This window comes from Paenibacillus sp. V4I9, from assembly GCF_030817295.1.
Taxonomy (GTDB): Bacteria; Bacillota; Bacilli; order Paenibacillales; family NBRC-103111; genus Paenibacillus_E.
Window position 1 is genome coordinate 4,242,635 of the sequence record NZ_JAUSZE010000001.1, and the last position, 22,700, is coordinate 4,265,334.

Sequence of the window (22,700 nt, forward strand, 5' to 3'; positions counted from 1 at the left end):
ATTAACCGTTTTGCAGCGTCCATAAAACGAGAGCATCCAGAAGCTTCCATGCATTGTCAGTGACCGATTCATGGTCCCCACTGTAAAAGAAGTACGAAATTCGTGCTTTTACGGCATACCCATTATCGGCTTTCGTGCCTTTATCATAGTAATAGATGGTCCCCTTTGTCTTATCGCCTGGAACGGTGGCAATCACTTTTGCTTCCTTGCCCATAAGACCGTAACCATATGATCTTTTGGGGTCAGCCTCATTAAATACGTCCACATTACCGGATAATCCGCTTGCAACCTTATGCTTACTGTCTACAATACTAATCGATTTACCATTTGCAAATTCTGCGTTTTCCTCGATTGATGAAAGACCGAGATAGTACATGCCATGGTTTTTTGTATATACGGTTGGAATTGCAACATCTTTCATAACTCCACCCTTAAGATACTTGGCGTTCAAGGTATTGCTGATATAGATCAAATCATATCCTTCCGTTTTTTCCGCAGTGAATTTTCTATCGATAATATTGGTCACCCTAAAACCAAGAGCCTTCAAACGATCTTGAACTAAAACGTCCTCTTCAGGTATGCTAGCTGCGTCCCTTCCTACAAATAGTACTTTTTTTCCTTCTGCGGACACTTCACCAGAAGGTGTCGTTGGCGTACCAGGCTGCGTAGCCGGAGTTCCTGGCCCAGTAGTCGTGCCATCCCCCTCGAAGAGCTTCTTCGCTTCAAAGCTTGCGAGCGCTAACATTTTCCTTGTAGCCGATTTCGTGCCTCCAAATTTACCATCATCTTGGTTCGTCATGAGATTCTTTTCGAGCGCAAGCGCGACATATCCTTTTGCCCAAGCGTCCACAGTGTTGTCCGTAACAGGCGTGGCTTTTTTTTCATCTTCCTCCAAACCGATACCCCTGATGAGGAACGCTGCAAGCTCTTGCCGAGACACTGCACCGGACGGTTTATAAGTTTTCCCCTCAGCGTCATACCCGTTTGTTAGTCCTGCTTTCTTCAGCGCCTCGATATAGGGAAGTGCATAGGAATTTGCCGGATCATCAGCGCGAACATCGGTAAATGTAGAGCTTGTAAGCGTTTCATCAATTGTCAATTTAAAAATAATGCCAGCAACTTTGGCGAACTGAGCGCGATTCATTTCAGCATCTAAACCGAAAGTATCTTCCGTCAATCCGTTAAACACGCCGCCTTTAATCAGCGAATCAAATTTGTCCTTCACGTCTTGCGGCAAATCCTTCAAATCCTTGAAATCATCCACGGATTTAACGGCAGGAGTGTCGGCCGAATCGGTACCCTCTGCAAAAGCCAATGGAAGCAAAGTGAATGATAAAAGAAGAACCATTAATAGCGTTGATATAAGTTTTTTCAAACAGATCACCATCCAATATTAGATTAATAAAGAAACGAGCATGCGGTCAGTTAAGTAAATAACAGGTATTACTTTACACGACTTACTTTTTCACCTCCTCATTAAGGACATCTTCGCACTATCCCTACTCTATTACGAAAAGATGAATCGAATATAGGGGCTTTTACTCATGTTTATAGGTCTTTAAGAGGTTGATTATTTTTTTATAGATTTGTCGAGTGCAGCCTTTTCAGCCTTCTTTGTTTCAATTCCTTTCGTTGATTGTTCTTCAATCATACGCAGCGCTGTTACGGAATCTTTGGACTCTTTGAAAATCAAAGGTCCGAATACGTTCTGCATCGGAACGTCATACCAGGCTAAACCTGCTGCGCGTGCTGCCGGAGGCATAGCTGTTTTGCCGTGGAAAATAGCTTTCGTGTTCTTACCTTTCATTTGAGGCAAGTTTTGTCCGAATGCATCTTGAACCGCTTTGCTTTCCAAAGGCACGATTACACCTTCTTTTGCCAAATCGACTTGATGCTCTTCGGAGAGAATAGCGGCCATAACTTGAAAGGCTTGATCTTTTTTTGTCGATTGTTTCGTTATGTACATGGCGTATAGGTTCGGTTGATACCTAGTATCAGGAACATCACTAAACGAAGGTGCTGATACGACATCGAAGTTCAAGTTTTTGTTTTGTTCATGGAACGAAACAATATGGTCCACTGTTGCCACAGCCATGGCGATATTTCCTTTCGTCGCGAAAGTTTCGACGGTATCAAACTGATTGGCGGGAATATCATAGAAACGTCTCAAGTTGTCTACAATCTTTTTCCACTCTGGCGTGTTCAAGCTTGCCTTGTCTTCCGTTTGGCTAAGCGGAGAAACAGAAAGCTGATTGTAGTTCATATAATGGCCAGGGTTTTGAGAAAACCCTTTATATGTGATTTCGCCTTCCACACGGGTCAGCCTTTTGGCCATCTCGTAAGCTTCATCGTAGGTCATGCCGTCTTTCGGATAGTCGACGCCAAATTTGTCAAAAATGTCTTTGTTATAAAAGAGAACGAAATCGTTATTATTGAACGGCAAACCGTATATTTTCCCATCCGGCGTCATATTTCTCATCTGGGCCATGTGAGCCGGATTTAATTGGTTTGTATCGAAGTTATACTTTTTGATCAAATCACTGATGTCATACTGAAGATCGTTATCCATAATATATCTTTGCACATTCATACGGGTGTTATCGAGGATAATGTCCGGGATGGTGCCAGCCGCGATCAAGTCCTGATATTGTCTGCCCGGATTATCCCAGTGCACATGCTTAATCGTCATATCTGGAAATTTCTTTTTAAGAAATTGGCCGATTTGTTTGTCGAAATTTTCTTCTTTTGCATAAAAGGATGGCCAAACCGTGTAAATAAATAATTCGTTTGCAGGCGTTGATTTCGCCGGTTTGTTAGTTGTAGTGACAGGATTTGAATCAAGACTACTTTCACAGCCTGTCAAAATCGTGAGCAATGAAACGATAAGTAAGGAGTTCTTTATATATTTTTTCATGGTGTTAAGTACCTCCATTGAAGAATAATTTCCCTATACGATTGCTCCAGCAATAATTAGCCGTTTTGCAACGTCCATAGGACGATATTATCCCAAAGCTTCCAACCTGCATCAGTGGAATTATCCTGCATCCCGTTGCTCCAATAGTAGAACGATACTCGCGCTTTTACCGTATAGCCATTATCGGCTTTCGATCCTTTATCGTAATAGTAGAGCGCAGCCTTCGTCTTATCTCCAGGGATCGTTGCAATCACTTTCGCTTCCTTGCCCACTATTCCGTAACTAACACCGTAACCGGTGTCAGCTTCTTTATACACGTCCACTGTGCCTGACAATCCGCCAGCTACCTTATGCTTGCTATCAACGATATCGATCGATTTAATTTTTTTAACCGTGGCTCCTTCCTCGAGCGAGGATAAGCCCAGATAGAACATACCGTGGCTTTTCACATAGACGGTTGGAATCGCGACATCTTTCATGACGCCACCCTTCAAAAACTTAGAGTTCACCGTTTGACTGAAATAGAGCAAGTCATAACCTTTGGTTTCATCGGCAGTGAAATCTTTATCGCCAAGCCTCGTAACAATGAAGCCCATGCCTTTCAAACGATCGGCCATAACAACATCTTCTGCAGGCACAGGAACTTGCTCCCGTCCAACAAAGAGCACTTTTTTCCCCTTTGGTGATATTTCAGGCTGCTGCGTTGGTTCGGGTTTGGTCTCAGGTTGTGTCGCTGCTGGCGTAGACGTCACGGAAGCTTTGGGAGAATCTGCAGGTACAGTCGTTGCCGAAGCCTTGGATGAATCTGTTGATGCAGGTGTTACTGAAGGTTTGGAAGATTCCGTTGGTGAAGGAGTTACCGAAACCACTGAAGTAGCTGTTGGTGTTGGTGTTGGTGTTGGTGCCGTAGAAGCCATGGAAGAATCCGAAGGCGCTGGCGTTATCGATGTGGTAGCTGATGCTGTGACTTTTGGCGAGACACTCGCCTCAGGATTTCCTTCGGATGACGAGCAGGCGATCACGGTTAATGTCATCAAAGCGATGACGAGCAGGATGAGAAAACGTTTCATTAACTAATTCCCCCTAAATTCTTGATTCAATCCCATCGGATACGATTTTACTTGGCAGCTTTCTCAGTTTGAATACCTTTAGTCGATTGCTTCGTGATATAAGATTCTTCTTCATAGCTCGCCTCCATTATTCGCCATGTAAACGCTTCTATTTTTAATAAAAAAATGAAGCGAGAACCGGCAACTTCGTTTGGCACTCTTATATATCCTTACTTTATTACTAATTAATTGCGCTTACATTAGGGGGGTAGTTCTATTTTATAGGTTGTTTGTTGCATCTTTCCGTACGGTGATAACCCTATTGGTATTGACTAGTTCCGCCATCTTTCTCAATCGCTTTCGTTTCTTCTATTGCTTTGTTCATGGCATCATTGGTCATGCGCAGTGCCGTTTGGCTATCTTTGGATTCTTTCGCAATTAAATTCCACACCATATCCGTATTCGAATCTATAAAGGTCAAACCCGGTTTACGAAGAGCAGGCTTAGCGCCGTTTAAATAAAAGAGTGATTGGAGATGCTTTCCCTTCCACTCCTGAATGCCTTGCCCGAATACCTGTTGTACAGCCGGATCTATTAGAGGAGAAATGATTCCTTGTTTGGACAGTTCGATTTGAAACTCTGTCGACAAAAGATAAGCAATGACCTGAAATGCCAGATCCTTCTTTTTGGATTGATTCGTTATAAACATACCGTTCGTGTTGGGCTGAAATTTAGATTTGGGTGCCTCCGGAAAAACAGGAACAGAAGACACATCGAAGTTTAAGCTTTTGTTCTCGCTAACCAATCTCACCGCATTTTCCAAGGAGTCCACAATCATCGCAATATTACCCTTAGAGAAGGCATTCGTTTTGACTAACTGATTTCCGGGAATTTCATAGAATCGCCTGATATTGTCTACACTCTTCACCCATTTATCTGATACCATGGAAGCCTTGTCTACGTTTGGGTCGAGTCCAGGTTCCGATAGCTGGTTAAACTTCAAATAATGGGCAGGATTCATCTGAAAACCTTTATAGGTGATTTCTCCCTCTTGACGCGTCAACTTTTTGGCCATCTCATAAGTTTCATCCCATGTCATGCCATCCTTCGGATATTCCACACCGAACTTATCAAAAATATCTTTGTTATAAAACAGCACCCACTCATTCGAATTAAAGGGCAGCGAATAGAGTTTTCCGTCTGATGTATTAATTGAATGCTGCATGTCTGCCGGGTTCAGTTTGTTAGTATCAAAATTGTATTTTTTGATCAAATCGGTCATGTCATATTGCATTTCGAATCTTCGAACCTGTCTGTACGTGTTGCGGCGTACTTCATCAAATACAATGTCGGGAATAGTGCCCGCCGCAATCAAGTCCTCATACCGTCTGCCCGGACTATCCCAATGGACATGCTTGACATTAATATCTGGGAACTTCTTTTTGATATATTGACCGATTTGCTTTTCAAAAATTTCTTCTTTGACGTAAAATGCAGGCCAAGCCGTATAGATGAACAATTCGTTCTCCGGCGATTCCGTTGATTTGTTGGCTACCGGAGTTTGATCAGAACTTGCAAGTTCTGACTTACAGCTAGTCAAGACTAAAAATGCCAGCGCAAAAAATAAGGATGATAATAGATACTTTTTCATTCTTTATTGAACCTCCTTTAAGATTCCCGCTTTCACGGAAGCGCTTTCTAAATAACTTTAATAGGAATGAATCGTGCTTTCATTAGGGGATCGTTCATTTTTATAGGTTGTTTATTGCATCCTTCCGTAAACGATGATAATAAAGAAAGGCCTCTCCTGAACGGAGAAGCCTAAAGAATTTGTTCCTTATAGATCGAGTATCACTTGCTACCGATCGCCCATTTCACGGCAGCATCGAAGAGCTTCCAGCCATCGTCGGTCTGGTTTATTTCTTCTCCGTTTACCAAATAAAAGTACACTTGACGTGCCGGTACAGGTTCGTTATTCAAGTTTTTGACGCCTTTCTCAAACGCGCAAATAACGGCTCTTTGGTCATCATCGGGAGCTGAGGCAACAATGACTCCCTCCTTGCTTGGTATGACGAAACCGATCTTCCCGTCTAGCTTATAGACGTCCACATTGCCTTTTAACCCAGCTGCCATCGGATGGTTGCCGGCTTTGATTGTAACGGTCTTACCGGAGTAATCGCCATTATCAAAGTCAGTCGATTTACCCGACAAAGCCACATCTCCTATATTTTGAGATTCGGCATAAATGACGGGTACTGGAGAAGCAATCAACTTGTTGCTAACTCGACCGGAGTTGACGGTTGAACTAATAAATACCAAAGCATATTTCAGCGCTTCGTCGGCGGTAAGCTCTTTGTCCGTAGTCACCGCGACTTCAAATCCGAGTGCTTTCAAATGTTTAATTGTAATTGCATCACCACCGCTCTCCCTGCCAACAAAGAGTGCTTTTTTGCTTTTTCCAGACACTTTCGGAGCATTAACCTCTTGGCTCGCATCAGGATTTCCCTGTGTTGCTGCTGTGCAAGCCGTAGCGACAATTAGAATCATGGCAATAATGAGAAGGCTCAATAATCGCTTCATGTAATATCCTCCCTAATAATGAAAGCTACTTTTTCCCGGTTGCCCATTTTATGGCGGCATCGAACAGTTTCCAACCACTTTCGGTTTGATTGATTTCTTCCCCATTGAACAAATAGAAGAACACTTCGCGCGCGACTACGGGCTGGTCCTTTGCGTTTTTCACGCCTTTCTCATAGGCGAAAATGGTTGCTTTTTGCTCCTCGTTCGGTACTGTAGCCACAACAATAGCCTCGGCGCCAGGGGTGGCGAAACCCATTTTTCCGTTAGCTTTATAGACGTCCACCTGGTTCTCTAGCCCTGCTGCAAGTTGATGCTTACTATCCTTGATTTGAATCGTTTTTGCCACGTTCCCTGCATCCAATTTACCGTATCCATCGGTAACCGTCATTCCTGTATCCGAGGTTGATTGAGGCTCGGCATAAATGACGGGTACGGCAGCCTTTACGAAATTGTCTCGGATTTTTCCGGAATTAACGGATTCGCTTACAAAGATTAGCGTATACCCATTCGCCTTTTCGGGAGTAACTTCTTTGTCCGCGATTACCGTGACTTCAAAGCCATGTACTTCTTTTAAGCGTTTGGTAACGATAGCATCTCCGCCGCTGTCTCTTCCGACAAATAGAACTTTTTTCCCATTACTCTGCGTTTTGTTCGGAGCTGTCGGTTGATTGGTCACGGAATCCATTTTGACCGGTACAGATGTACAAGCCATTAGCGCCATAAACAGCATTAAGACAGTGATCATGTTCACTAAACGTTTCATGAATCAAATCCCCTTTACCAAAATAGTAGTAAACGCTTAAAAATTACTTTTTCCCATTTTGTGCAGCCCACTGAATCGAGGCGTCTAAAAGCTTCCAACCTTCATCGGTCTGGTTCATTTCTTGCCCGGCAGGCATAGAAAAACACTTGACGAGCCGGGATCGGTTCATTTTTTACGTTTTTCGCCCCCTTTTCATAGCCGAAAATGACAGCTTTCTTATCGTCGCCTTGAGCCGTCGCAATAATGACCGCTTCTTTGCCCGGAATTGCGTACCCCATTTTTCCATTGCTGTTATAAACAATTACACGATCCTTCAACCCTGCTGCAAGTGGATGTTTGTTGTCATTAATTTGTATGGTATTCACATCATTCAATTCCCCGTAATCCAGAATTCCCGTCAAACCGGCAATGCTGACCGACTGAGTCTTGGCATAGACAACGGGAACAGTGGAACTCTTCAACTGGGCATCTATTCTGGAGGAGTTGACGGAATCGCTTATAAACACGACGCCATAGCCGTTTGCTGCATCCGCTTTAAAGACGCTGTCCGTTGTATCCATGACTTGATAGCCAAGCTTTTTCAAATGACTAATGATAATGGGATCGTTGCTGCCTTCGTTCTTTTTGACATAAAGCAATTTTTTGGCATTTGAGGGTGCAGTAGCAGTTTCCGTCGATGAACATGCCATCATAGAAACCAAAAGTATGACGATAACGAATAAGGCAGTAACTCGTTTCATTTTCCATAATCCTCCTTTAGCTGCATTGTCCTACTCTACCAAGCCCGTTCTTTCCACGCCCTCAACGAACCAGCGTTGTGTAAATGTATACAAAAGCATCGGCGGTATGATCATCATGAATGTTGTAGCCATCCTAATTGCTTCATCATTAACAGACGGTCCATATTGTTCTGCTTGCTGCCGCAGCGCAGAGGCAATGCGCGATATCCCCATCGAGAGAGGCGCCGTTTCGATATCGGACAAATACATGCTTGGCAAATAGAAGTCGTTCCAGGTCCAAACGAAGGAAAACAAAAATACGACGAGAATGGCAGGTTTGGCAAGCGGCATCATAACCTTGGAAAATATTTTAAACACATTGGCCCCATCAATTCTGGCCGCTTCCTCAAGTTCCTTCGGTTGGGTGGAGAAAAATTGACGATAAATAATAACGAACAGCGCCCCCTTTAAACCGAGGCCGAAAAAAGCTGGCACAATAATGGGATAAATGGTATTCAGAAGGCCCAGTTCCCTCGCATAAATGATGTTCGGCAAGATCGTAACCTGGATCGGTACAATAAAGGTCAACAGCAATAAAAAAAACATCAACCTCTTAAAAGGGATTTTCAATCTTGCGAAGGCATAACCGGTCACAGCACAGGAAAACGTTTGCAATATAGCCACTGAAAGAGAGAGCGTTAAGCTGATGCTGAAAGCTTTCGGATATTTCAACCAATCCCAAGCTTCCTGGAGGTTTCCGAGGTATAACGTACGCGGAAACCAGTTAACAGAAGGATCGAGCAAATCATCTGCGTTTTTGACCATAGTGGTTATCATATGAAGGATAGGCTTCAAATAAATGTAAGCCGTATCCAGCAATATCAAATAAATAAAAAATTTAAACAGCATCCCTTTATCTACTTCTCTGCCTATAATCGTATAGCGAGCTTTAGTTAACCACAGTAGAAACGATTGCGAATGCTCTTTCTTGATTTTTAATCCGATCATAGCTTCACCCCTACAATAAGTTTTTTGTAGTTCCAATTTTAAACAGTCTCTCTTTGAGACTTAGTTACCCTGCTGAAAATGATGAAAATAATCGCTAGGAAGAAGCTGATAATGAGGAAATAAATCCATACCAGCGCGCTTTGCTGGCCATACTCACTTTCTCTAACCTTTCCCAATATGGGGTTAGTCGGGAAGGTAAACAAGTCAACTACGGTATAGATCATATTAAGGAATATAAATGGTGTCATCGCTGGCAGTGTAATTTTCCAGAACGTTTCCCAAGGACCGGCGCCGTCAATTCGCGCCGCTTCATAGGCCGAATTCGAAATGGTCTGCCTGCCACCGAGGAAAATCAAAATTTGTACCCCTGAATACCACAGGATCAGCACGAACGAGTCGAGAATCTTGATGAGTGGATCTGACCACGTCGACGAAAGATTGGCACTTATGAGGCCGGAAACATTGTACTTCGACATAAAGCCCAGGTCACCCTCACCTTGTGTCAGAAATTCCGCTACGACTTGACCCGTCGCTAAAATGACGGGAAGAAAGAATATCGCGCGAAAAAATGTTCGGCCAGCAAATTTTTGGTTCAGAATGATGGCAATCATCAAAGCAAATAGGACGATAATAGGGATCATAAACAACGCTTGCCTAAGAAACGGCAATAAATCGTCGTACAAGAGTTTACCATTCTCAAAAAGGATATACCGGTAGTTGGTCCATGCGACGTACTCGGTTGTCGTTTTCGTTGCCGTTATCGTCACTTTTTGAAAGCTCATATACAAGGAAAATCCAATTGGGAATGCCATGAAAATTAGAAAACCAATAAACCAAGGGGCAATAAAGAGCGTACCTTCCAAATATTCGACTAGGGACGAATTTAATCTCATCTTTCGTTTCATCGTTTTGCCCCTCCTCGAATCACAACGAAGTTTTGTGCTGAAACAGCAAGATCGCCACTGCGGTACGGCTCCAAATTATAGTTCACAATGACCCGTGTACCATTCTCGTAGGTTGTTTCCTTTACACCCGGGGCTAGCGTCTTGTGATTGGCAATAAACTGATCCTGCACACCCCCGAGCGCTTCGTTGTATCGCTTATACTGCTCCACGGCGAAAGTCTCCCAGTAGGGAAAATAGGTATTGTAGTATCGTATGCCGAAAGAATTCACATATTTTTTCGATTCCGCCTTTGTGAAAATAAAGGAAGGCTCTGCGCCATATTCAATATCACGCAAAAAGTCGTGTACGTCTTCTTGCCGGTTATTCACAAATTCCGATGAATAAGTGACTAAACCGTGGGTAGCAATCTGAACGAAAGGAACGGCTTCGTCCGTAAATAAATCGTAGGAATGATCGTAAACCAGCGTTTGGATATAATTCATATGAGGTAGTGTATACAGATTTGCATATTTACCTTCTACGCCACCTAATGATTCTTTTATCGTTTTTAGGATTCGTTCCTGAACATCCCGAGCTTCATCCCTGCTCGAACCGAACCCCGAATTATAGTCACTGAACAGCCTTTGTCCAAGTATATTGACAGCAATTCCGTCAACACCCATTGCTTTATATTGATTCAGGTCTTTCTTAACCATTTCTTCTGCAAATTTATAGCTGACAGCTGGTGTTCGCTCTCTGTTAAATAAAGCACTAACCGTTTGATTACGCCCGGCCAAATTGACGATGGCATGATATTTCTCATCGAAACCTGCCCCCCCCGTGTTGTTCAACGCATATTCTGCCTCTAAATAAACGGGTAAACCGTAATTGTGGGCATTGTCAATGAACGCTTTCATTCCTTTATCGCCGCCGATACGGGAATCAACCGGGAACGTGTTCCCAAAGGCGCTGTAGCCACCCTTCTGCCAACCTTTAAACGTAAGAGACATATTGGTTATACCTTTGTCATGTAAAGAATTGACCATTTGAGTGGCGTCGTCCGTCGTGGTCAAATTGAGATATCGCGAGGTAACCAAGCCGTCTTCCTGATCCGCCCCGATGAAGTTTACGTGCATGGGTATATTGGGATTGTTGACAGAGACGGGCTTCGCCCCCTTTTCCTTCATCAGATATTGGCGATAAGTTTGAGCCATACCCACATAGTCTGATTTTTGGCTGTCTAACAGGTAGTAACGCACGATACGGTCACTGCCGAACACTTCATCTCTGTTATAATCGATAAACCCCCATGAATCGGGGACATTCGTATTTCTCGTTGTAAACTGCAAGAAGCTCGATCGGAAATTCATTTGAGCCGTCACCCAGTTATAGTTGCTGAGTACTCCTGCTGGCGCAGCAACGATGTTGGCGTATTCGTCTCCGTCGTGAACGATTGCCACAAAACCTTTGGAACCCGTCTTCATACCGAAAACCGGCATCACAATTTTGTTGCGATTGTTGCTAAGACCCGCGAATGTGTTATCTTGACCGTATACAGCTTCATCGTATATCTTGTTGACGTTCAGTTGATTATCTTTAAACCGTACCAAAGCGCCAGCGCCGTCCGGTATGAACATATATCCGTCCTGCCCTGTGGCGGTATATTCGGCTCCAAAGAATGGAAACAGCCTGACCCAGACGAGACCCATGTTCGCTTCCTTGACGCCTTCGCGTATGATCTTCGTTTCTACATAATCGTGTTCGATTTTCACCTGGATCGGAATGGTAAAACCTGTGGCAGGCAGTTCATAAATCAATGAAAAGCCGCCGGGAATCGATTGTACCTCTTTGATCCGTCCTCCATCCGCAGCTAAGTTTGTTTCTTTCGCTTGCAGGATGTTTTTCGAGAAATCGACGTATTGAACCATTAACGGCGAGACCAAATGCTTTTTCCAAGTCTCGGAGATCTTTTCTTTAGCCCAATTTTCCGGATTAGGAAAAGAACGGTAGACGTTTCCGTTCCGTTTATCTTCCACGATAAAATGACCTGTGTTTTCATCCATTTTTAAACGAAGTACATCGGTTTCGGCGACATTTTTAAAGTCGTTTTCTTTAGGCAATTCGGAGTCGATGCTCTTCGCAGAAGCTGTAGAGCCTTGCACCGTTGCAGGTAAAGCCACACGATTTTCCGGAGCTTTGAACTCAATTTTGACATTAGCCACTACTAAGTAGATGGCGACCAAGAGCAGGATGGTAACGACTGCTACGGTTTTACCCCGTTTGTTTATCCTTATCATCTCAAGATCACCTCCTGGTACATTTCATAGATTAATGAAACCAAATCATTGGATAGTCCGGCTGTAATAAAGAGGAGAACGCCAATGACCAACATGGTACAAAGTGTAAAGATGATGTTCAATGCGGTTTCTCCTACGCTGTAATTATGAATACACTGAATTTTCCAGAATATCAATAAACCGATCCATATAATCATCCCTTGTGCCACATAATGGTAAATGGTTGACTCGGACATCGTCATGATGTTCGAAATGAAGGCAAGTGGAATGCCAATAACCAGATACGGTACGAGCGCATAGGCGCTTCCGATAAATATATCTCTAAACCTGCCCTCTCCTCGATAAATGGAGCCCACGAGATAATTCGCAACGACCCACGCAATCCATACAATGAAAAACTGTGTAAATATCGAGTAAATGTCGATATTGGTCGAAGAATCAAAGGAAAAGCTGGTGACAAGCCTTTTGATCACCAGGGATGCATACACGCAAAGTAAGATGATAATCGCACTCAAATAACTGCCTTTGCCCTCATAACGTATGGCGATAAACCCATCGATCGGATGTTTCATCATGTAAAATATATGTTTAAAATTCATTAGGAAGCTGTTTTGTGTCCGCCTCCTATTGCGCCATTTATCACGAAGCCTACTTTTTGAGGTCCATTTATTGATCAACATGTATACAATTCCGCTGAACAACAATAGGCTTGCAATCCAGGAGAAGTTCTGTTGTAACCATTTCATCCTGATTTGCCAAAAGGCGTCAGAGTACCCTTCCTGGTTCCCTGCCTCTTTAAACAGTTTTTTCGCTTCTGCATACTGTTCTTTTGTAAAAGCCGCTTGAGCCAATCCTATAATGGCCGGAGTAAATTGGGCATTCATACGAAGCACTTCCTGCCACGATTTTTCACTGTCCTCGTAATAACCCGCAAGAGTCTGTTGGTTCGCTTGATCCACTTTTTGGCCAAACTCCGATAAACGGAATACTTGAACGATATTTTCCTGATCGTCCAAAACGAACAATTCGTTCCTGGCATTCACATCGAGCGCCACTGGGCTTTTCAAAAGACCCACTTGAGACGATCCGACCGCCGAAGCGCCACCCCAAAAGTACAACAAATGGCCTGAAGCATCATAATGACTAATATATTTAAATTGCTGATCCACCACGATCATATTGCCGCTTTGGTCAACGGCCACATCAATCAGCTGCGGACCTGAGGTTATAGGCCCTATCGGAACATCCCCAGGAACGACTTCCCCGAATGTTTTATTGGAGCTGCGGAGTAAATTATTCCCTTTAATATTTAATTTCTTTAATTGGTCGCTTTTGGCCATACCACCAGTGACCGTATATATATAACCGTTCTTATCCGTAGCGACACTGTTTATCGTCTCCGGTCTCTTTGCGACCTCATTGGCATACATTTTCTTGGTGTACAACATGCGCTTTAAAGCATCTAATGGAGAAAGCGCCGTTTTGTTTGCGCCAAAAAAACCCTGAAATTTACCTTTCGGGTCAAGCAGCACGATCCCCTCGTAACCGCCATGCACAGCAATGTACAGGAACCCTCGTTCGTCCACCATCACTTTTGCCGGATCAAAGACGAACGTCGCTGGGATGTATTTGGAGTCCGGTCGTTTGAATTCAGTTTGCAGCTTTCCATTTTTGTCCAGCTTAATCACTCTTTTGTTCCCCGTGTCCGCGATATAGATGTCGCCTTCTTTGGTGACAAATATGCCTTCGGGTTTGTTGAGCGGGCTTTCTGGGAGCGTCATATAGCGCAGCAGTTGTCCCGTTTCGGTCATATGGACAATCCGGTTGTTGCCCGTATCAACGATGTAGACTTCGTTCTTCACGTCGATAAAGATGTCTTTTGGATTTCGTAACGGTGAGGGCGTTTTAATGGATGGCTGCTTAGGATCCGTTGTATACAGATCCTCTCCGATTACACCGAGTGGGAAGTAAGCCGGTTGAAGCCATATCTGATTGTTGTAACTATCCTTTGTATAGGTAGAATATTTCACTTCGGCGTGCGTAGTTGCGGGCAACAGCGCGGTGCACAAGATGATCAAGGAAAGGAAAAGCCTCCACCCATGGCATCTTATTTTCATGCTCAAACCTCCATTTCTGTCTCTTCATTCAATCAGATACGGTACAGCTTGATTTGGTCAAACAAACCGTACGAGCGCAGCTTATATTCCGGCGTGTAATCGTCGCCTTCCTTGCGGAAAGTGGCCCAATTGGTCGTCGACGTATCACCAGCCGTATGATGAAAAGGGCCTAGCATGTTGCGCGGACTTCCCATCACCTCGATTTCAACCTGGTTATCTCCATCGTGAAGATGCTCTGTCAAGTCGAGGCGGTTTGCGGCCCGCCAAGGCACATGCCCTGCCGTTTTGCCATTTACCCGCACTTCAACCGTTACCGCGGAATATTCACCGAGCTCCAACACCGTCCGGCTTATTGCGTTGTTCTCCACGATGACATCGAAATGGTAGATCATGCTGCCGCAGTAATGGAAATAACCTTGCAAGCACCAGTCTCCGAACTTCAATGTTTCAGGCTCTGTCACAACCGCCCTGTCGACATCGACCCCGAAATCGCCGATCAGGTAAATATCCTCCACTTCCAAGTGGTTATGGTACTGGCAAGATAAAAACAGCTCATTCTCTCCTTCCTTTAGTCCGTGAAGAAGCACCTTATCAAACGTTCGATCGAGAAACCAACCTACTGGAAGATTCGAAATCGTTACGCCATTGAGCTGAATGTCGTAATATTCCGCGGACTCCACGATGAGATAAACGTCATTCGTCGGTATGACCGACACTTGGAATGTGAATCTGAACACTGCCGACGTGCCGTTCTCCGGATGAGGCTCGTCAATCCATTTATACCTTTGCTCAAGCCCGTTGTAATAAACCTGTCTCATGCCTAAGGCGTCCCGAATGGCTCTTTGGGCTTGCCATACGCCCGTTTCTTCCGACCAGCCGCCATCCCCGAACCGATATGAGCAGGTATCAAGGGTCAATACGTTAGGCATCGTGCGCGTGAACCGGCAAACTGGACCAAGCTCTACAACCGTCACGGTAGTCTCATCCGCACTACTGCGGCCTGGTACCGGATGGCTTTCTGCCGATTTATCTGCATTCATGATATATAGCTTGGAATCCGCAGGGCCGAACACGTCCTCGAAATGAACGTATCCGTCACGGACGACGATCTCAACGTTCTTCACTTCTCCTGTCAGTGCATTCCATTCTTCCACGCTGCCGGTGCCTTCCATGGTTATGCTTATCCGATGCGTGCCCTCTCGATCGTTATTCACAACAAATAATGCGCGGCAATCTCCTATGTCTCTGAGCATATACAACATTTCGTGCGCTTCAATCGATTGTGTATTCGTTAAGCTGACTCGCCGAGGTTGTATGCGTTCCAGAGCTGGCACCGCGTCTTCGATGTCCATGACAACGGTCATGTTTGCATGATCGTAAAGTTCGGACAGCAACTCCGTCGGTCTGCCCTCGATCATCGTCGCACGCGATCCTACGGCAATCACTTTCCCCCCTGCCTCCAGAAAGTCTGACAGCAGCCGAAAGGTGCTGCTCAACATCGTCTGGATTGACGGAATGACTACGATACGATATTCCACCAGATTCACAGCCAGGTTACCCCCGCGTATTTCCCCCGTTTCCGCCAAGATGATCTCATCGCCGAGATCGAAATCGTAATGCGCCCTGAGCAGTTTGCCAAGAAACGCATTGAATTCGTGGCCAAACGTATTGGTTGCGGAGACATCCCTATCCTTACCTCGAGCAGGGAAACCATACGGTCCCGTACCGACCATGCTCCAAGCAGTGGAAGAAGGATGCAGGACAAGCACATCGCGGATTGGCCTTCCTTCCGTCAAAACCGACGACAATCTGGCAAAATAATCTTCCATCACATGATTGTATTTCCACCAGCTCGTGTTGTAGTTAAACACAGGGGGATAGTCCCTCTTCCGGCACCCTTTGATCGAATAAAGCGCCAAATGCTGCGACCTCAAATTGACACCGAGCACATATTGAAAATCTCCCATCCACTTTTGTCCCTCGAAAGTGAACGCCCAGCCGGTGCATCCATACGTTTCGGAGAGAACGAACTTTCTACCGTATTGGTTCGCTACGCTGGTGCATTGCTTGACCGTGATATATTCGTTCGTCTGCTCGTTTAACATATCGATTCCCGGAACCTGCTGATACCGGTAGTTAGGCATAACGGCTCCACAGACGCGGGTGGCAGTGCCCATATTATTTTCCCAGAGATAATGGCCGGTGAAGTCAATACCGTTATTCTCACACCATTCACCAAGCTGTTTGGAGTACGACTCGCTGAACCTCTCGGTAAGCGTCCACCAGTAATCATGACGGGCTTGTGAGGAATACACGCCATTGAAGTACATGTAGGGGATGACATCGAAGAGATCGTATCCCCGTCTTTCTTGAAAAAAGTCAGGAAATGACCAACTCCACGGAAGCCACCCGCGGCCAGCTGTAAACTTGCAGTGGCTGTCGTGCACGCTAGGTTCATCCGTGAATACGCCGCGGATGGTTTTCCCGAAATGCTTCCCAACCTCTTGCTTATAGGCTTCATAGGTGATGTCAATAAAGGCCTGCACCGTCTCCGGATTCAAATTATCAGGCGGCGCTTCGTTGTTGAACCAAGCACTTCGCTCGGAAATTTCTACGCGAAAGACCAACAGTACTTCATCTTCATTCAACGCGATAAATCGGCCATCATGCAGTCTCTCGCAGCGGACCAAGTTTCTCTCATCAATGACGGCCTTAAAGAGCGCCACACTATCTGTCAAATCATCCGAACCGATCCGCTGGTATACCTCCATCGTCAAACCTTTGGCGCGGAATGCGTCCCCGCCTCTGTCTTGCACAAGTCCTCCAGCGAAGCCGGATGGCCAGCGGTCCTCGTCGTACAACCATACATGCATGCCGAGCTCTTCAGCGGTTTCTACCGTCTTCCGGGTGTATGCCATCCACTCGCGACCCATGTAAACGGTTTCCAATCCATCTCGGGAATGGATGAAAAATCCGCCCATTCCCTGTTCCTTCATTTGATTCACTTGACGGACCAGCTCTTCTTCTTCTAGACGATCGTTCCATGCCCAGAACGGCACCGACCTGTATTCGACCGATGGATGGTCGAATTTTCCGCGTAATTGTTCGCTTACTTCCATCGGCATCCGCCTCCTTCACTGAAACCATCTTCTATACCATGTGTCGCCAACTAAAAATTTTTATGCCTGCAGGATCATGATACTCTTTGGTTCGAGCTCGATATCACCACTAACGCTTAGATCACTCAGTAACTCCTGCTGCACACTCTTTCCTACATTTATCTCTTGAATTTGATCGCTGTGGTTCATCACAAAAGTAAACCGAACTCCTTCTTTTTCGCGCTGCGTGACCTCAACTCCCGGCGGTGCCTCGTACAATTGGGAAATCCCTTTGCGTTCGCATAAAGCCTTTATCCATTGCTGCATAAATTCCCGACTTGGATCGGTGGCTGCGTACCACGCCTCTCCATTGCCGAAGCGGTGATAGGTCAAGGCCGGCGATCCACGGTAAAAATCGCGGCCGAACTCTGCGAGCGCTTCCGCTCCCTCTAGATGAACAATTTCACAAACTAAACCACATTCATACGATCCTTGAAGTTGTCCAAGCTCCTGCTTCATGACCATAAGGTTTCTTTGCTCCGGAAAAAGAGCGTCGATCTCCTCCACCCAGATGCCCAGAAGCTTACGAAGCTCACCCGGATAACCACCCGGTGTAACCAGATCATTTTCATTCGCTATCCCGCTATAAAATGAAGTTACAAACGTCCCGCCATCCGCCACAAATCGCTCTAGCTTTTGAGCGTAACCAGGTTTAACCATATACAAAAGAGGGGCCAGAACCAGATCGTATTGACTTAAGTCCGTATTGACATGTATAAAATCGACTTGGATATGATTCTCGTAAAACGCGTCATAATATTTCTGGATTTGATCCAAATACTTGATATAGGTTGAGGGTCCGCCCCCAAGCTCAACAGCCCACCAATTGTCCCAGTCAAACAGGATGCCGATTCGGCTCTTCACACGCGAGTCCAGTAGACGATCACCCAACTGCTGCAATTCCTTGCCGAGCTCCGCACATTCTCTAAAGACTCGGGTGTTCTCGTGACCCGCGTGATCAATGACGGCTCCATGGAATTTCTCATAAGCGCCAAGGGAACGGCGCAGTTGAAAGAACATCACCGACTCCGCCCCGCGGGCAACGGCCTGATAACTCCTGAGCCGCATGACGCTAGGTCTTTTGACGGGATTCACCGTTTTCCAGTTAATCACGCTCGGACTTTGCTCCATCAGCATAAAGGGAGCACCGTCTTTCATGCCGCGCATGAGATCGTATCGGAGCGCCATATAGCTTTCTGGTGTATGGTTCTCGGTATAAATGTCCAGCGCCGCAATGTCCAAGTGGGGCGCCCATTTGAAATAATCCAGCGGCTTGTAAGTCCCGTTCCCTTGGAAGTTGGTCGTGACGATCGCATCGGGTATTTCCTCTTTAATGGCGTTGTATTCGATGAGATAACAGGCCAGCCAACTATCGGAATTAAATCGATAAAAATCGAGTGTAATACCTTGAAAAGCCGTTTGATCGGAATTCCCACCCGACAAACCTTCGCTTAACGCGCTGGGGAGTACAATTTCATCCCAATCGTAAAACGTATGTCCCCAGAAACGGGTATACCATGCCTCGTTCAACTTCTCCAGCGTACCGTACCGCTTCTTTAACCAATCCCGAAACGCCTCTTCGCAATTGTCACAGTAGCAGCGAATCCCGATTTCATTATTCACGTGCCATAGAAGAAGAGCCGGGTGGTTCTTGTACCGCTGCGCTAACTTCCTCGCCATGAGCCCGGCGTAATGACGGAAGGTTGGACTGTTTGGACAAGAGTTATGTCTTCTACCGTATTTTCTTCTTTTTCCATCGGAGGTCACGGTCAGAATGTCCGGATATTTCTTCGCCATCCAAGCCGGATGCGCAGCCGTACTCGTACCCATGCATACGTGGACTCCGTTTTCATGCAGCTTACTCATCATTTCATCCAACCAATCGAATCTGAAAGTCTCCTCATCCGGCTGATTCAAGGACCAAGAAAAGACATTGAGCGTTGCGATGTCGATTCCGGCCAATTGAAACAGCCGCATATCTTCATCCCATATTTCCTTCGGAAACTGTTCAGGGTTATAATCACCGCCAAATAAGAATTTCGGAAACTTGCGGCTGATCATAGGTTCACCTCCTGTTTCGATTTCGGTACGGAATGCTCACGCACTTCCCTTTTAAAAGGCTCCGGTTGTCGTAAACTCAAATTCATCGGCGACCGGTCTCTTGTGGAAAAAGGCTTCAGCCGCAATGAGAACATAGTGTCTACTGGATGAATTAAATACTTATCGAGCGGAGGAGCTTCTCCGCAGCTGTGATTGCCGAGCGGTGCTTGCTGATAATCCATGTTCACAATGGTTTCGTTCAGACGGACTAAATCGAAGTTATGCTTCGCTTTGGTCAAATTGTCGGTGGAATAATGACTCACGCTGACATCCAGCTTCGGCATTCCACCAATAAATAGCCCAGTTCCCAGAACGTTCGTTACTGCAGCCCAACGCACATCCGCTTTATTGCCATTTTCCTGCGGCTTAATATATGGGACGAATTGATCTTGTATCGATCCGCTGTACACGCCGAGCCGCCCACTCTCTTTCCGATCGATATAACACTCGTGTGGGCCAAGGCCGAACCACGAAAATTGATCGAAACCGACAGGCATAGCCATTTGTAATCCCAATCGCGGCAGTGGAGGAAGTCCTTCCCGTGGAACGATGCGGGTCTGGATGATGACATCACCGGATCCGTAGATCGTATAGGTCATCCATGTTGTAAAACAGTTTCCCAGACCAGCCGCGCCAAGCGTCGATTTCACCGTAATTTGCGCAGCATGGTTTTGGAGCTGAAACGACATATCGTGCATACGACGAGTCAGTGCATCCAATCCAGCCTTCTTCCACTCTTTCGATTGGCGTGAGTCGTTATCGATCGTCGCCCGCCAAATTTGAACTTTCGGACCGGCTGTTAAAAGCGGTATGCCGTTATATTCAAACACGGTTAGTTCACCGCGAGCTTTGCTCCATTCCATGGTAAAATCATTTCCTTTAATCCAAAGGAGCCCATCCGTTTCGGAAGATTGCAAGCTAGGCATCGACTCCAACTTGATGGACGGGACAACTTGCCGTGTGACGGGAATCGGCAGATCGGCCCAAGCAATTTCATGCCCTTGCGTCGCCCAACGCGTAGCTTCCCGCAAAGTAAACCGGATATGGAGCCAGTACTCACCACTTGACTGCCCGAAAGTCATTTTCCAAGGGATAAAGAAGGTAGCCTCTCCTCTGGCCGGCACATCAAGTTCAGGCAGTTCACCCTGTTCCACAATTTCTCCATCGCACAGAAGCGACCAAGAGCCGACAAGATGATCAAGGGAAATAAAATCGTATCGATTTTGAATTTTTACGATTCCGGCCCGTACATCGACCGGCTCTACTTTCACTGGTTCGATCACTTTTTTAAACTCAAGGATCGAAGCCTTGATTTTCCTGTCAGGGAATAACAATCCGTCTATACAAAAATGTCCGCTGTTCGGATGATCATTGAAATCACCGCCGTAAGCGTACCATTCTTCCCCCGAATCGAGCTTTTGCCGGATTCCGAGATCCGCCCATTCCCAGATCAGGCCGCCCAGCAATCGTGGATATTTGTAAATAGCATCCCAGTATTCCTTCAAATTGCCGACGGAATTCCCCATAGCATGAGCGAATTCGCACATCAGGAAAGGTCTGGGATCGGATTTTTCCCCCTCTTCAATTAAAGCAGCCAATGAAGGATACATGCAGCTGACAATATCGACGATCGGAGCATCCTTGGCTCGTTCGTAATGTATAGGCCTTGTAGGATCGGCCTGACGCACCCATTCGGCCATGGTATCATGATTCGGCCCGTAGCCTGACTCGTTCCCGAGCGACCAAATGATGATAGAAGGATGATTTTTATCCCTTTCCACCATCCGTATGACGCGGTCAAGGAACGGCTTTTCCCACTGAGGGTCCTCGGCTAAATGGCTTTCGTTGTCGATAAAATGACAGCCGTGGGTTTCCAAGTCCGCTTCGTCGATCACATACAGCCCATAACGGTCGCACAGATCGAGCCATCTCGTATCATTCGGATAATGGGAGGAGCGAACTGCGTTCATATTGTGTTGTTTCATCAAGCGTATATCTTCGATCATGGATTCGTAGGGAATGGCAAACCCGAATTCAGGATGGAATTCGTTGCGGTTGACCCCCTTCAAGATCACCGTCTTGCCGTTGATGAAAAGCTGACCATCCCGGATGACGATGTCTCGAAATCCGACAGCCACACTCCCTGCCTCCAGCAAATTCCCCTGATCATCCTCCAACTTTAACAAGAGAGTGTATAATTCCGGATCCTCAGCCGACCATTTACGCGGAGCTGAGACCGCAATTTCCAAATCAAGCACGTTCTCTTCGTTCGCTCTCATCAGAAGGGAAGAAATGACGGTTTCTTCATTAACGGATTGTCGAGCTACGTCCAAAAGCGATATCCGTAATGTATGTTTACCGGATTCTAAGTCCGCATAATTTTTCACGGTAAACCGAAGACCCAATACAGCATCTTCTAAATTTTCACAGAAACGGGTTTGCACCACGATATTACGAATATGGACATGAGGGGTTGCTTTGACATAAACGTCCCTGAAGATGCCGCTCAACCGCCACTTGTCCTGATCCTCCAAATAACTGCCGTCACTCCATTGGTATACCTGCACAGCAACTATATTTTCTCCCGGATGAAGCAGCGAGGTGACCCGAAATTCCGAATGCATGTGACTGCCCTGTCCATACCCAGCAAATTGTCCGTTCACCCATACATGAAAGGCCGAGTCGACCCCTTCGAAGACAAGAAATAGTTGCCGGCCATCCCACGAATCGGGAATAATAAAACTTCTGCGGTAACACCCAACCGGATTATCATTCGGCACATACGGCGGGTCGATCGGAAAAGGATAATAGCTGCTGGAGTAATGGGGACGGCCATATCCATGCATCTGCCAATTGCCCGGCACAGGTATGGTATTCCAGTCATCTGCCGAGAAGGACGAATCGTAAAAAAATTCAGATGCCTGGGATGGGCTCTCTGCATAATAAAATTTCCAGTTGCCGTTCAATGATTGGAAATAAGGCGACGCAGCCCGTTCGTTATCGAGCGCTGACTCCACATCGCCGTACGGAATGAATCCGGTATGTGGTGGTTCCGTATTACGCCCAAGAATCTCTAGATTTTCCCAATCCGGAATGGCTCTATCGTTCACG

Annotated in this window: 15 protein-coding genes; all 15 read right to left on the minus strand. The window is 45.8% G+C overall.

The genetic code is table 11. The features are described from left to right. Position 1 precedes the first annotated feature (1 nt). Positions 2-1,375, minus strand: a complete 1,374-nt coding sequence (locus QFZ81_RS20070) for an S-layer homology domain-containing protein (protein WP_307604413.1) — start codon at positions 1,373-1,375, stop codon at positions 2-4. Between the two features lie 195 nt (positions 1,376-1,570). Next, positions 1,571-2,914 (minus strand): ABC transporter substrate-binding protein, encoded by a 1,344-nt coding sequence (locus QFZ81_RS20075; protein WP_307604415.1) that lies wholly within the window; start codon positions 2,912-2,914, stop codon positions 1,571-1,573. 56 nt (positions 2,915-2,970) lie between these two features. Continuing rightward, on the minus strand, positions 2,971-3,984 hold the full coding sequence (locus QFZ81_RS20080; protein ID WP_307604417.1) for a hypothetical protein: 1,014 nt from the start codon (positions 3,982-3,984) through the stop codon (positions 2,971-2,973). Between the two features lie 47 nt (positions 3,985-4,031). Then, the gene (locus tag QFZ81_RS20085; RefSeq protein WP_307442004.1) at positions 4,032-4,181 is read right to left on the minus strand and encodes a hypothetical protein; all 150 of its coding nucleotides are present in this window, start codon (positions 4,179-4,181) and stop codon (positions 4,032-4,034) included. Between the two features lie 101 nt (positions 4,182-4,282). Further along, entirely contained in the window at positions 4,283-5,614 is a 1,332-nt protein-coding gene (locus QFZ81_RS20090) for an ABC transporter substrate-binding protein (RefSeq protein WP_307604419.1), read from the minus strand. Between the two features lie 200 nt (positions 5,615-5,814). After that, positions 5,815-6,543 (minus strand): hypothetical protein, encoded by a 729-nt coding sequence (locus QFZ81_RS20095; RefSeq protein ID WP_307442000.1) that lies wholly within the window; start codon positions 6,541-6,543, stop codon positions 5,815-5,817. 25 nt (positions 6,544-6,568) lie between these two features. Next, positions 6,569-7,306: a hypothetical protein gene (locus QFZ81_RS20100; protein WP_307441998.1), complete on the minus strand. Its 738-nt coding sequence runs from the start codon at positions 7,304-7,306 to the stop codon at positions 6,569-6,571. 101 nt (positions 7,307-7,407) lie between these two features. Next, the gene (locus QFZ81_RS20105) at positions 7,408-8,046 is read right to left on the minus strand and encodes a hypothetical protein (protein ID WP_307604421.1); all 639 of its coding nucleotides are present in this window, start codon (positions 8,044-8,046) and stop codon (positions 7,408-7,410) included. 30 nt (positions 8,047-8,076) lie between these two features. Further along, positions 8,077-9,033, minus strand: coding sequence for a carbohydrate ABC transporter permease (locus tag QFZ81_RS20110; RefSeq protein WP_307441996.1), 957 nt, complete (start codon positions 9,031-9,033; stop codon positions 8,077-8,079). Between the two features lie 38 nt (positions 9,034-9,071). Further along, a complete protein-coding gene (locus QFZ81_RS20115; RefSeq protein ID WP_307441995.1) occupies positions 9,072-9,938 on the minus strand; it encodes a carbohydrate ABC transporter permease in 867 nt (288 codons plus the stop codon). Further along, positions 9,935-12,214, minus strand: a complete 2,280-nt coding sequence (locus tag QFZ81_RS20120; RefSeq protein WP_307441994.1) for a DUF5696 domain-containing protein — start codon at positions 12,212-12,214, stop codon at positions 9,935-9,937. Before QFZ81_RS20120 ends, QFZ81_RS20115 begins: the two co-directional genes overlap by 4 nt. Further along, positions 12,211-14,331, minus strand: a complete 2,121-nt coding sequence (locus tag QFZ81_RS20125) for a YIP1 family protein (RefSeq protein WP_307604423.1) — start codon at positions 14,329-14,331, stop codon at positions 12,211-12,213. The genes QFZ81_RS20120 and QFZ81_RS20125 overlap by 4 nt, the downstream gene beginning before the upstream one ends. Positions 14,332-14,363: 32 nt before the next feature. Beyond that, a complete protein-coding gene (locus QFZ81_RS20130) occupies positions 14,364-17,450 on the minus strand; it encodes a glycosyl hydrolase (RefSeq protein WP_307604425.1) in 3,087 nt (1,028 codons plus the stop codon). A gap of 60 nt (positions 17,451-17,510) precedes the next feature. After that, positions 17,511-19,550, minus strand: coding sequence for a beta-galactosidase (locus QFZ81_RS20135; protein WP_307604427.1), 2,040 nt, complete (start codon positions 19,548-19,550; stop codon positions 17,511-17,513). Next, positions 19,547-22,699: a beta-galactosidase, LacZ type gene (gene lacZ / locus QFZ81_RS20140; RefSeq protein ID WP_307604429.1), complete on the minus strand. Its 3,153-nt coding sequence runs from the start codon at positions 22,697-22,699 to the stop codon at positions 19,547-19,549. The genes QFZ81_RS20135 and lacZ overlap by 4 nt, the downstream gene beginning before the upstream one ends. Position 22,700 lies beyond the last annotated feature (1 nt).